The organism is Microbacterium sp. PM5 (assembly GCF_003293595.1).
Lineage (GTDB): Bacteria > Actinomycetota > Actinomycetes > Actinomycetales > Microbacteriaceae > Microbacterium.
Genome location: NZ_CP022162.1, coordinates 3,077,655 through 3,089,557 on the forward strand (window position 1 = coordinate 3,077,655; position 11,903 = coordinate 3,089,557).

16 protein-coding genes are annotated in these 11,903 nt (G+C 68.0%); 14 read left to right on the top strand and 2 right to left on the bottom strand.

The window, feature by feature from the left end:
* Positions 1 to 666 (bottom strand): transcriptional repressor LexA, encoded by a 666-nt coding sequence (lexA, locus tag CEP17_RS14540; RefSeq protein WP_036318601.1) that lies wholly within the window; start codon positions 664 to 666, stop codon positions 1 to 3.
* 309 nt (positions 667 to 975) lie between these two features.
* Here lexA and CEP17_RS14545 point away from each other — a divergent pair, with 309 nt between their 5' ends.
* The 6 genes from CEP17_RS14545 (at position 976) to CEP17_RS14570 (ending at position 5,461) form a co-directional block, all read left to right on the top strand.
* Positions 976 to 1,356, top strand: a complete 381-nt coding sequence (locus tag CEP17_RS14545) for a LysM peptidoglycan-binding domain-containing protein (protein WP_112932739.1) — start codon at positions 976 to 978, stop codon at positions 1,354 to 1,356.
* 45 nt (positions 1,357 to 1,401) lie between these two features.
* Entirely contained in the window at positions 1,402 to 2,508 is a 1,107-nt protein-coding gene (locus CEP17_RS14550; RefSeq protein WP_112932740.1) for a histidinol-phosphate transaminase, read from the top strand.
* A gap of 58 nt (positions 2,509 to 2,566) precedes the next feature.
* Complete coding sequence (gene hisB / locus CEP17_RS14555; protein WP_036318593.1) at positions 2,567 to 3,178, top strand: imidazoleglycerol-phosphate dehydratase HisB; 612 nt, start codon at positions 2,567 to 2,569, stop codon at positions 3,176 to 3,178.
* Entirely contained in the window at positions 3,175 to 3,873 is a 699-nt protein-coding gene (hisH, locus tag CEP17_RS14560; RefSeq protein WP_112932741.1) for an imidazole glycerol phosphate synthase subunit HisH, read from the top strand. The genes hisB and hisH overlap by 4 nt, the downstream gene beginning before the upstream one ends.
* A gap of 63 nt (positions 3,874 to 3,936) precedes the next feature.
* Complete coding sequence (gene priA, locus CEP17_RS14565) at positions 3,937 to 4,683, top strand: bifunctional 1-(5-phosphoribosyl)-5-((5-phosphoribosylamino)methylideneamino)imidazole-4-carboxamide isomerase/phosphoribosylanthranilate isomerase PriA (protein ID WP_036318587.1); 747 nt, start codon at positions 3,937 to 3,939, stop codon at positions 4,681 to 4,683.
* Positions 4,667 to 5,461, top strand: a complete 795-nt coding sequence (locus tag CEP17_RS14570; protein WP_112932742.1) for an SseB family protein — start codon at positions 4,667 to 4,669, stop codon at positions 5,459 to 5,461. Before priA ends, CEP17_RS14570 begins: the two co-directional genes overlap by 17 nt.
* A 13-nt stretch (positions 5,462 to 5,474) precedes the next feature.
* Here CEP17_RS14570 and CEP17_RS14575 read toward each other — a convergent pair whose 3' ends face one another.
* Complete coding sequence (locus tag CEP17_RS14575; RefSeq protein ID WP_036318582.1) at positions 5,475 to 5,873, bottom strand: DUF1844 domain-containing protein; 399 nt, start codon at positions 5,871 to 5,873, stop codon at positions 5,475 to 5,477.
* A 234-nt stretch (positions 5,874 to 6,107) separates the two neighbouring features.
* Here CEP17_RS14575 and infC point away from each other — a divergent pair, with 234 nt between their 5' ends.
* The 8 genes from infC to CEP17_RS14615 all read left to right on the top strand — a co-directional run bounded on the left by infC (position 6,108) and on the right by CEP17_RS14615 (position 11,868).
* Positions 6,108 to 6,776 carry a translation initiation factor IF-3 gene (infC, locus tag CEP17_RS14580; RefSeq protein WP_082013814.1) on the top strand — a complete coding sequence of 223 codons (669 nt, stop codon included), beginning with the start codon at positions 6,108 to 6,110 and terminating at the stop codon, positions 6,774 to 6,776.
* 75 nt (positions 6,777 to 6,851) lie between these two features.
* Positions 6,852 to 7,046, top strand: coding sequence for a 50S ribosomal protein L35 (rpmI, locus tag CEP17_RS14585; RefSeq protein ID WP_005048908.1), 195 nt, complete (start codon positions 6,852 to 6,854; stop codon positions 7,044 to 7,046).
* Positions 7,047 to 7,076: 30 nt separating this feature from the next.
* Complete coding sequence (rplT, locus tag CEP17_RS14590; RefSeq protein WP_005048911.1) at positions 7,077 to 7,457, top strand: 50S ribosomal protein L20; 381 nt, start codon at positions 7,077 to 7,079, stop codon at positions 7,455 to 7,457.
* A gap of 75 nt (positions 7,458 to 7,532) precedes the next feature.
* The gene (locus CEP17_RS14595; RefSeq protein ID WP_036318576.1) at positions 7,533 to 8,333 is read left to right on the top strand and encodes an RNA methyltransferase; all 801 of its coding nucleotides are present in this window, start codon (positions 7,533 to 7,535) and stop codon (positions 8,331 to 8,333) included.
* 148 nt (positions 8,334 to 8,481) lie between these two features.
* A complete protein-coding gene (locus CEP17_RS14600) occupies positions 8,482 to 9,210 on the top strand; it encodes an amino acid ABC transporter ATP-binding protein (RefSeq protein ID WP_204359899.1) in 729 nt (242 codons plus the stop codon).
* Between the two features lie 64 nt (positions 9,211 to 9,274).
* Positions 9,275 to 10,189, top strand: coding sequence for a glutamate ABC transporter substrate-binding protein (locus CEP17_RS14605; protein WP_112932744.1), 915 nt, complete (start codon positions 9,275 to 9,277; stop codon positions 10,187 to 10,189).
* A gap of 84 nt (positions 10,190 to 10,273) precedes the next feature.
* The gene (locus CEP17_RS14610; RefSeq protein ID WP_036317774.1) at positions 10,274 to 10,921 is read left to right on the top strand and encodes an amino acid ABC transporter permease; all 648 of its coding nucleotides are present in this window, start codon (positions 10,274 to 10,276) and stop codon (positions 10,919 to 10,921) included.
* Positions 10,918 to 11,868, top strand: coding sequence for an amino acid ABC transporter permease (locus CEP17_RS14615; RefSeq protein WP_239498544.1), 951 nt, complete (start codon positions 10,918 to 10,920; stop codon positions 11,866 to 11,868). Before CEP17_RS14610 ends, CEP17_RS14615 begins: the two co-directional genes overlap by 4 nt.
* The last annotated feature ends 35 nt before the right edge of the window (positions 11,869 to 11,903 follow it).

Genomic DNA, 11,903 nt, shown 5'->3' on the forward strand with positions numbered 1-11,903 from the left:
TCAGACCGCGCGCAGGACGGCCACGACGCGACCGAGAACCACGGCGTCGTCGCCGAGGATCGGCTCGAAGGAGGAGTTGCGGGGGAGCAGCCACGTGTGACCGTCCCGCTGTCGGAAGGTCTTCACCGTCGCTTCGCCGTCCAGCATCGCCGCCACGATGTCGCCGTTGTCGGCCGTCGGCTGGGAACGCACGACGACCCAGTCGCCGTCGCAGATGGCGGCGTCGATCATCGACTCGCCGCTGACCTTGAGCATGAAGAGATCCCCCTTGCCGACCAGCTGACGCGGCAGCGGGAAGATCTCCTCGACCTGCTGATCGGCCGTGATCGGTACGCCTGCCGCGATGCGCCCGACCAGGGGGACGAGCGCGGCGTCACCGAGCGCGGGGGTGAGGTCGGCGGGGTTCTCCGCGGCGGCACCCGGCAGGTCGATGAGGACCTCCATCGCGCGCGTCTTGCCGGCGTCGCGGCGCAGATAACCGCTCAGCTCCAGCTGGTTGAGCTGGTGCGTGACGCTGGACAGCGACTTCAGGCCCACGGCGTCGCCGATCTCGCGCATGCTCGGCGGGTAGCCGAAGCGCGCGATGGAGGTCTGGATCACCTCGAGGATCTTCAGCTGCTTGTCGCTGAGGCTCTTACGCCTGCGTGTCTGAGGCTTGTCGGCCATGTCGCGCGCTCCTTCGATCGCGTCCCCGGAAGGCAGCGCCTTCGAATGTCGGAGGTTGGTGATGGGGTCATCTTGTCGAAACCGTATCCGGTTTTCGCACGGTCGTCCGGCACGTGTACGCGTGTCGGGTTCGATTCATCTGCGAGAACGGCAGGGCTTGACACTCGAACACTATCGAAGATAGATTCGGAACAGAGATTCGCATCCACCTCTCCCGGCCGAGAGGCGGATGCGAATCTCGAATCGAATCTTCGAAGTGACGCTTTCAACTCGACGCCCCGGAGCGGGACACGTTTCAAGGAGGAACTCATGACCACGATCGACATCCTCGGCGCTTCGCCCCGTGGCCGTGTCATCGCGGCGGCCCCGGTCACCCGTCTGCGCCTGACGGTTCGCGGTCGCCGGGTGCTCGCCTTCCTCGCTTCGGTCCCGGTCGTCGTCGCGCTCGGCATCGGCATCGTGTCCGGAGGCGGTGCGCTGGCCTCGAACGAGGGGGCGTCGGGAGTCACGTTCACCCATGTCACGGTGCAGCCGGGCGATACGCTCTGGTCGATCGCGCGCGCGGTCGCTCCCGACGTCGACCCGCGGGACGCGGTCGACGCGATCGTGCGGCTCAATGCGCTGGACTCGGGCAGCCTCGACGCCGGGCAGAGCATCGCGATCCCGGCCGAGTACTCCGCCGGTCGCTGAGCGGCCGCTGACCGACCTCGTCCGGGTCTCGCGGCGACCCCTACGATGGTGAGGGTGAGCGTTCGACTCGATGACCTTCCTCTCAGAGATGACCTGCGCGGCCTCACGCCGTATGGGGCCCCGCAGGCTCCGCTGCCCGTCGCGCTGAACGTCAACGAGAACACTCATCCGGTGCCGGAAGCGGTCGCGGACGACATCCTCGACAGCATCGCGCGCGCTCTTCGGGAGGTGAACCGCTACCCGGATCGTGAGTTCACCGCCGTGCGCGAAGGCTTCGCCGAGTATCTGGGTCACGGCCTCTCAGCCGCGCAGATCTGGGCCGCGAACGGATCCAACGAGGTTCTGCAGCACCTCCTGCAGGCGTTCGCCGGCCCCGGACGGACGGCGTTCGGTTTCGCGCCGACCTATTCGATGTATCCGTTGCTCACTCGCGCGACGGGTGCGACCTACGTCAGCGGGACGCGTGGCGTCGACTACACGCTCGCCCCCGACGACGCCGCGGCCCAGATCGACCGTGCGCAGCCCGACGTCGTGTTCCTGTGTGCGCCGAACAATCCGACGGGAACGCCGCTGGGTCTCGATGTGATCGAGGCGGTCTACGACGCGGCGCCGGGCATCGTGATCGTCGACGAGGCCTACCAGGAGTTCGCTCCCCGCGATTCCCGGTCCGCGCTGACGCTGCTGGCCGACCGGCCGCGCCTCGTGGTGTCGCGCACGATGAGCAAGGCCTTCGCTTTCGCGGGCGCTCGCGTCGGCTACCTCGCGGCCGACCCCGCCGTCATCGACGCGCTGCGTCTGGTTCGACTGCCCTACCACCTCAGCGCGCTGACCCAGGCAGCAGCCTCCGCCGCGTTGCGTCATGCGCCGGCCATGCTCGCCATGGTGGACGAGATCGTCGCTCAGCGTGACCGGATCTCTGCGACCCTCGATGCGCTCGGATACCGTCCCTTCGAGAGCTGGACGAACTTCGTGCTCTTCTCGGGTGTGGAAGATCCGGCGACGACGTGGCAGGGGCTCTACGACCGCGGTGTTCTGATCCGCGACGTCGGGATCGCCCACAGTCTGCGTGTCACCGCCGGCACGGAGGAGGAGTCCACGGCCTTCCTCGATGCGCTCGCGTCGCTTGGACCGGGCGGTTCCGGCGCGCACTGACCGTCACCGTCGGGGTAACACGCCGAGGCCCCGTGCGGGCTCTCGGTAGACTCGGCTCATGAGCACCCCGGCCTCCCGCACGGCATCCCTGCGACGCGCGACCAGCGAATCCACGGTCGAACTCGACCTCGATCTGGACGGCACCGGGCACAGCCGCATCGACACCACGGTGCCCTTCTTCGATCACCTGCTCACGGCGTTCGCGAAGCACTCGCTCACCGATCTCACCGTGCGTGCCTCCGGAGACACCAACATCGACGCGCACCACACCGTCGAAGACACCGCGATCGTCCTGGGACAGGCGATCCGCCAGGCCCTCGGCGACAAGAGCGGCATCTCGCGCTACGGAGACGCCCTCGTTCCGCTGGACGAGGCGCTGGCGCAGGCGGTCGTCGACATCAGCGGGCGTCCCTACCTCGTCCACACCGGTGAGCCCGTCGGGTTCGAACACCATCTCATCGGCGGCCACTTCACCGGGTCGCTCGTGCGCCACACCTTCGAGGCGCTCGCGTTCAACGCCGGTGTGACGATGCACGTCACGGTGCTCGGTGGACGCGACCCGCACCACATCGCCGAGGCCGAGTACAAGGCCGTCGCTCGCGCCTTCCGACAGGCGAAGGCGCTCGACCCGCTGGTCCACGGCATCCCCAGTACGAAGGGGGCCTTGTGACCGACGCCGCCTCCGCCCCCCAGACCGGTGCCGATCTCGACGACCGTCCCCTCGTCGCGGTGCTCGACTACGGGTCGGGCAATGTCCACTCCGCCGTCAAGGCGCTCGTCGCCGCTGGCGCCGATGCGCGGCTGACCGCAGATCGCGGACTTATCGACGACGCCGCCGGCCTCGTCGTCCCCGGTGTGGGAGCTTTCCGCGCCGTGATGGAGGCGCTGCGCGCGACGCGCGGCGACGAGATCATCGAACGCCGTCTCGCGGGGGGATTGCCGGTGCTCGGCATCTGCGTGGGCATGCAGGTCATGTTCGAGCACGGCGTGGAGCGCGGCGAAGACACCGAGGGACTCGGTGAATGGCCGGGGGCGGTCACCGAGCTCGATGCGCCGGTGCTTCCGCACATGGGTTGGAACACGGTCCGGGCCGGTGAGGGCTCGACGCTGTTTCGCGGCTTGGAAGACGAGCGGTTCTACTTCGTGCACTCCTATGCCGCCCAGCATTGGTCGCTCGAGGTCACGCGCCCGTTCCGTGAGCCGGCCCTCACCTGGTGCGATTACGGCACGCCGTTCCTCGCGGCGGTGGAGAACGGGCCGCTGTCGGCGACCCAGTTCCACCCGGAGAAGAGCGGCGAGGCCGGCATCCGCCTGCTCGCCAACTGGATCTCCTCGCTTCCGCAGGAGCTCACCCGCACCCGGTAGTAGTCTCTCTGCTTGTGTGTCCTCGTGTCCGCACGTCGCGGCCACTGAACCTTTCCTGGAGCCATGAACGATTTCGCGTCGACCCCCGAACTGATCCTTCTGCCCGCCGTCGACGTCGCTGACGGCAAGGCTGTGCGCCTGACTCAGGGCGAGGCCGGCACCGAGACGAGCTATGGCGATCCCGTCGATGCGGCGTTGGCGTGGGCGCGCGATGGCGCTCAGTGGATCCATCTCGTCGATCTGGATGCCGCCTTCGGGCGCGGCAACAACTCCGCGGTGCTGCGCAAGGTGATCAAGCAGCTCAAGGGCGTGCAGGTGGAGCTGTCCGGAGGAATCCGCGACGACGCGACACTGGAAGCCGCACTCGAATCGGGCGCGACCCGCATCAACCTCGGCACCGCCGCGCTGGAGAACCCCGAATGGGCAGCGGATGTGATCGGTCGCTACGGCGACGCGATCGCGGTCGGGCTCGACGTGCGCGGCACGACGCTGGCCGCGCGCGGATGGACACGCGACGGCGGCGACCTCTGGCAGGTGCTCGAGCGCCTCGAGGACGCGGGATGCAGCCGCTATGTGGTCACCGACGTCACCAAGGACGGCACGCTGAAGGGTCCGAACCTCGAGTTGCTGCGCGAGGTCACCACGCGCACGGTCAAGCCGGTCGTCGCCTCGGGCGGCATCTCGAATCTCGACGACATCGCCGCCCTGCGGGAGCTCGTTCCCCTCGGCGTCGAGGGCGCGATCGTGGGCAAGGCACTCTATGCGGGGGCCTTCACCCTCGCCGAGGCGCTGGATGTCGCCGCAGGCTGAGCGTCCCGACGACGCCGCGGCGCACACCTGCGCTACCGACTCTGCCGGCGTGCCGTGGGCGGGGCGCTCCTTCGAGGCCAATCCGCACGCCGGTGACGACGGCTCTGCTGATCCCGCGCTGCTGTCGGCGCTGCGTGCGTTCGGCCGAGGCGAGGGCGATGCGCGCGCGGTCGTGGACGCCTACCGCTCCGCCCGGTTGCTGATCCCGTTGGTCGCCGAGGCCGGCGACGTCGGAATCGCCCCGTCCGGTCACACCGTCGACAAGACGCAGGAGCTCTCCATCGTCACGGTTGCCGCGCCCGACGGACGGCGTGTGCTGCCCGTCTTCACGTCGGTGCGCACGATGGCGGCGTGGGATCCGAAGGCGCGGCCGGTGCCGGCCGACGGCGTCCGCACCGCCCTGGCCGCCGCTGCCGACGACACCGACCTGATCGTGATCGACCCGGCATCCGAGACCGAGTTCGTGCTGCGTCGCCCCGCGGTATGGGCCCTCGGGCAGGGGCTGGCGTGGGAACCCGCGCACACTTCGCCGGAGGTGTACGCGGGGCTGCAGGAGTCGGTCGGCTCCGAACTGGGCGTGCTGGATCTGTCGGTGGCGCCGGGCGATCCGCAGGCGCGTCTGCGCGGCCCGGAACTCATCGTGCGCCTGCACTTGGTCGACGGGCTCGACCAGTCCCAGCTGGACGCCACCCTGCAGAGGTTGGCGGCGCGGTGGGCCGCCGACGATCGCATCGCCGTGCTGGTCGATTCCCTGACGGTCAAGCTCGTCCGCGGCTGATCGCCGCGGCGTCTCACGTGACGGGGCCGGTCCACTTCTCGCCCGGGCCCTTGCCGATCGGGTCGGGGATGACGGATGCCTCCCGGAACGCGAGCTGCAGCGAGCGCAGGCCGTCACGCAGCGAGCGCGCGTGCATGTCGCTGATCTCCGGTGCGCCGGCCGTGATCAGCCCCGCGAGGGCGTTGATGAGCTTGCGCGCCTCGTCGAGATCCCGTTGCGTCTCCGGGTCGTCCGCGAGGCCGGTCTTGACGGCGGCCGCGCTCATCAGGTGCACGGCTGCGGTCGTGATGACCTCCACCGCGGGAACGTCGGCGATGTCGCGGGTAGCGGCGGCGGAGGCGCGCTCCTGTTCCTCCCATCGGGCGAGCCGTTCGGCGTCGTGCGGGTCGGGGGTGGAAGGAATCGTGTCCACGTGCTGCTCTCTGCTAGACTGTGCGGGCGCCGGAGTGTTCTGCTCCGGAACGAAAGAGGATCACATCCCACCCGCGCTTGCCGCTCCAGGCTACCGGGTCACGCACTCCGCCTCGTCCGTCGAGGTCGCCGCACCGAGCAGTCGGGGCGGGTGAGGGTGCAGGAACGAAGCCGACGTGCGCGTCGTGCGGGGTGGACGTGACGATCTTCCGCCCGAGACACACCCCTGTGTCCGGTGGCACCCACCCGTACGACTAAGGAGTTCCGCATCAGCGATCCCCGCACCAATGACCGCATCCGCGTTCCCGAGGTCCGCCTCGTCGGACCCGCGGGTGAGCAGGTCGGCGTCGTCCGCATCGAGGTCGCCCTGCGCCTCGCTCAGGAAGCAGATCTCGACCTCGTCGAGGTCGCCCCCAACTCGAAGCCGCCCGTGGTCAAGATCATGGACTACGGCAAGTTCAAGTACGAGGCTGCGCAGAAGGCGAAGGAAGCGCGCCGCAACCAGGCGAACACGGTTCTCAAGGAGGTCCGTTTCCGTCTGAAGATCGAAGCGCACGACTACACGACCAAGCTCAAGCGCGCCGAGGGCTTCCTGCAGGCCGGCGACAAGGTCAAGGCCATGATCCTCTTCCGTGGTCGTGAGCAGTCGCGCCCGGAGCAGGGTGTGCGGTTGCTGCGCAAGTTCGCCGAGGACGTCGCGGAGTACGGCACCGTCGAGTCGAACCCCACGATCGACGGTCGCAACATGGTCATGGTCATCGCCCCGCACAAGAACAAGTCCGAGGTGAAGACCGAGCAGAACGCCCAGCGTGCTGCCAACAAGGAGGCGGCACGCCAGGCGCGCAGCGCCCCGGGCGCCGAGCCCGAGGTCGCCCCCGCCGCCGAGCCCGCTCCCGCGGAGTAAGGCCGCAGGCCGGAGGCGCAGCCTCCCGGCCCCCAGAGCTCCCGCCCCGCGGGAACCACAACGAAGGATAGAGACATGCCGAAGCAGAAGACCCACTCGGGTGCCAAGAAGCGCTTCAAGGTCACCGGTAGCGGGAAGATCAAGAAGCAGCAGGCGAACCTCCGCCACAACTTCGAAGGCAAGCCCACCAAGCGCACGCGCCGCCTGTCGGCGGACAAGATCCTGGCTCCCGGCGACGCGAAGGTCGCCAAGAAGCTCCTCGGCATCTGAGCGCTGACGCAGACGAGAAAGTAGAAGAAAATGGCTAGAGTCAAGCGGGCCGTCAACGCCCACAAGAAGCGTCGCGTCATCCTCGAGCGCGCATCCGGTTACCGCGGACAGCGTTCGCGCCTGTACCGCAAGGCCAAGGAGCAGGTCACCCACTCCCTGGTCTACGCGTACCGTGACCGCCGCAAGCGCAAGGGCGACTTCCGCCGCCTGTGGATCCAGCGCATCAACGCCGCGGCCCGTCAGAACGGCATCACCTACAACCGCTTCATCCAGGGCCTCGGCCTCGCCGGCGTGCAGGTCGACCGTCGCATGCTCGCCGAGCTGGCCGTCAACGAGCCGGCCACCTTCGCCTCGCTCGTCGAGACGGCGAAGAAGGCGCTGCCGGCGGACGTGAACGCGCCCAAGGCGTAATCACTGCCCACACAGCACGAGAAGGGGTGTCCTCCCAGCGGGGGACACCCCTTCTTCATTCCCTAGGATGAGATCGTGCTCGAAAACCCTCGCTCTCCACGTGTGCGCGCCGTCGCCAAGCTGACCAAGCGCAGCGCCCGACAGGAGACCGGGCTGTTCCTGCTGGAAGGACCCCAGGCGGCCCGAGAGGCTCTCGCCTTCCGCCCCGACACCCTCGTCGAGCTGTTCGCCACGCCCACGGCGATGGAGCGTCATCAGGACATCCGTGATGCCGCGGGAGACGCCGGCCTCGAGATCGTCTTCACCACCGAGGCGGTGCTCGACGCGATGGCCGACACCGTCACCCCGCAGGGCATCGTCGCCGTGGCACGACAGTCGCCGACGTCGCTCAAGGACATCTTCGCCGCCTCGCCGACGCTCATCGCGATCTGCGAGGAGGTGCGCGACCCCGGCAACCTCGGCACCATCATCCGCGCCGCCGATGCCGCTGGCGCGGACGCCGTGGTGCTGACCGGGCGGACGGTCGATCCGTACAACCCGAAGGTGGTGCGCGCCACGACCGGTTCGCTGTTTCACGTGCCCGTCGCCGTCGGCGCGGAGCTGTCGGCAACCGTCGAGCGCGCGCACGCGGCCGGCCTGCGCGTCGTCGCGGCAGACGTCGGGGGAGAGGACTTCCTCGCGCGACGCGACGCGCTGTCCGCGCCCACTGCCTGGCTGTTCGGCAACGAGGCGCGCGGTCTCGACGACGATGCGCTGGCTCTCGCCGACCTCTCGCTGAGACTTCCGATCTACGGTCGTGCCGAGTCGCTGAATCTCGCCACCGCAGCCAGCGTGTGCCTGTACGAAACGGCATTCGCGCAGCGCGGCGAACGCTGACGCGTATTGTTCCGGGTCGGTGACGACTCGGTCAAGATCCTGTGTATAAGTCGGGCGCCGTCCACAGGATCTGCCTAGGCTGGCCCACATGTCTCATTCCAGCCCGGCTCCCGCGACGTCGAACATCACGGTCCGGCGGGGGGATCCCCTGGTCGTCGTCACCGGTGTCGAGAAGCACTACGGCGCGTTTCACGCGCTCAAGAACATCGATCTGACCGTGAACCGCGGGGAGGTCGTCGTCGTCATCGGCCCATCCGGTTCGGGTAAATCCACGCTGTGTCGCACCATCAACCGTCTGGAGACGATCACCAGCGGCACCATCACCATCGATGGCAAGGAACTGCCGAAGGAGGGCAAGGCGCTTGCCGCACTGCGGGCCGATGTGGGGATGGTCTTCCAGTCCTTCAATCTCTTCTCGCACCTGACGATCCTCGAGAACGTCACGCTCGGTCCCATCAAGGTCAAGAAGATGAAGAAGGCGGATGCCGAGGCCGAGGCGAAGATCCTGCTCGAGCGCGTCGGCGTCGGGCATCAGGCATCGAAGCTGCCGGGACAGCTCTCCGGCGGCCAGCAGCAGCGTGTCGCGATCGCCCGCGCGCTGGCGATGAAGCCCAAGGTCATGCTGTTCGACGAACCGACCAGTGCGCTCGACCCGGAGATGATCAACGAGGTTCTGGACGTCATGGTCGGTCTCGCTCAGGACGGTATGACGATGATCGTGGTCACACACGAGATGGGCTTCGCACGAAGGGCCGCCGATCGCGTGGTCTTCATGGCCGACGGACAGATCGTCGAGCAGGCCAGCCCCGACCAGTTCTTCACGGCGCCCACGAGCGATCGGGCGAAGGACTTCCTCTCCAAGCTGATCACGCACTGACGAAGACGTCCGCGCCCCGCACCGGCGCGGTCAACGAGAGATGGATACGAAACAGGAGGATCACATGCTGAAGAAGAAGAGAATCGCCGCCAGCGTCGCTGGGGTCGCGCTCGCCGCGCTCGCCCTCACCGCGTGCAACAGCGGCACGCCCGGTGCAGAGCCGGGCTCCACCGGCGGCGCGTCGGGTGCCGCGGACAATCCCTGGACGGTCGCCACCGACGTGACGCTCGACGGCAGCCCCACGTTCGAGAAGATCAAGAATTCCGGCACCGTCACGGTGGGCGTCAAGGAGGATCAGCCCGGCCTCGGCTATCTGGATCCGGTGACCAACACGCGCAGCGGCTTCGACGTCGACATCGCGCGCTGGATCGCCGCATCGCTGGGGGTTGCCGAGGACAAGATCCAGTTCCAGCCGATCGCCTCGGCCAACCGCGAGCAGGCCATCGTGAACGGGGACATCGACTACTACGTCGGCACGTACTCGATCACCGACAAGCGCAAGCAGCAGATCTCCTTCGCCGGCCCCTACTTCATCACCGGTCAGGGTCTGCTGGTCGCGGCCGACAACGACAAGATCACCGGAAAAGACGCGCTGACCGCAGAGGACACCGTCTGTTCGGCGACCGGGTCGACCTCGATCCAGCGGATCAAGGATGAGACGCCGGCCAAGACGAAGGAGTACGACACCTACTCGGCCTGCGTCGAGGACCTGAAGAACGGCCAGGTCGATGCCGTCACCACCGACGAAGCGATCCTCATCGGCTACGCGGCGCAGAGCCCCGACCAGCTCAAGGTGGTCGGCGAGCCTTTCAGTGAGGAGCGCTATGGCGTGGGTATCGCGAAGGGCGACACCGCGCTCCAGGCGTTCATCAACACGATGTTCACCGACGGTGGCACGACCTGGCAGGCCATCTTCGACAAGAACCTGGGCGCCTCCGGCGTGAAGGCGACGCAGCCCCCGGTCGACGCCGCGAGCTGAGGCATGCCGGCGGCAGCGACGAGTGCGCTGCCGCCGGCATCCGGTATCCAGACGACGACAACGAGAACGATGGAAGGCGGCGCGGTGGAGATCATCACCAACAACCTCGATCTCTGGGGTGAGGCGCTCAGAGGGACGATGGTGCTGTTCGTCGGAGGCGGCATCCTCGCACTGGTGCTCGGCTTCGTCGTGGGCGCCATGCGCGTCTCGCCGATTCCCGCGGCGCGGGCGGTGGGCGCGGTCTACGTCAACTGGATCCGCAACACCCCGCTCACCCTCGTCATGTTCTTCTTCGCGTTCTGCCTGCCGATCCTGCTGCGCGAGCGCATCGACGCGGTCCTGCTGGCCACGCTCGCCCTCGGGGTCTACACGGCGACCTACGTCGCCGAGACGCTGCGCTCGGGCATCAACACCGTTCCGGTGGGCCAGGCAGAGGCCGCGCGCGCACTCGGGCTCACGTTCGGTCAGGTGATGACCCTCGTCGTCTTGCCGCAGGCCACGCGCTCGGTCATCCCACCCATGATGAGCGTGCTCATCGCGCTGTTGAAGAACACGACCGTCGCCGCGGGCTTCTCGGTGCTCAACCTCGGCTCGGTCCGCAGCAACCTCAGCGAGCGCGGCGAGAACCAGCTCGTGACGCTGCTGTGGGTCATGGTCATCTTCGTCGCCCTCGTGCTGCTTCTCGCATGGCTGCAGCGGGCGATGGAGCGCAGATGGAAGGTCGCGCGATGAGCTCCGTCCTCTACGACGTCCCCGGACCGAAGGCGATCGTCCGCAACCGCGTTCTCGGGGTTCTGACGATCGTCGTGATCGCGGCGGCGGCGGGATGGGTGATCTGGCGCTTCGCCGCCACCGGTCAGTTCGCCGCCGAAAAGTGGGAGATCTTCACCTACGCCACGATCTGGCAGCGTCTGCTCGACGGGGCCCTGGCCACGCTCGCCGCCTTCGCCGCCGCGGCGGTGGGTGCCCTCGTGCTGGGATTCATCCTCGCGATCGGGCGCCTGTCGGATCGTGCCTGGGTGCGGATCCCGGTCGGCTGGGTCACCGAGGTTCTGCGCGCCGTCCCGGTGCTCGTGTTCATGATGCTGCTCTATTACGGCCTGCCCGTCGTCGGCATCCGGATGGAGCCCTACTGGGCGGTCGTGATCGCCCTCGTCGCGTACAACGGCTCGGTGCTCGCCGAGGTCATCCGTGCCGGCGTCGAGTCGCTGCCGCGCGGCCAGAGCGAGGCGGGTTACGCCATCGGTCTGCGCAAGGCCGGGGTGCTACGACTCGTGCTGCTGCCGCAGGCGATCCGAGCCATGATGCCCGTCATCGTCGCCCAGCTCGTCGTCACCCTCAAGGACACAGCCCTCGGCTTCATCATCACGTACCCGGAGCTGCTGTATGTCATCAAGCTGCTCGGCTCGAATGCGGTGTACAGCTCGCCCCTCATCCAAACGGCCATCATCGGCGGCACGATCTACGTCGCCATGTGCCTGGCGTTGAGCTACGTCGCGTACCGCATCGAGCAGCGTACGAAGCGTCGTCAACAGCAGCAAGCGGCAGAAGGCGGGGCGCTGCACCACCCGGTGGGGGCGACGACCGATACCCAGCTGATCGGTCTGCAGCAGTCGAGCGATCGCTCCACGGGCAACGAGGGCGGCGGACCGACACGTCTGCCGCGCCGTCCGCGCTGATCGGCGGGCGACCAGCGCGGCAGGGATGGCTGTCC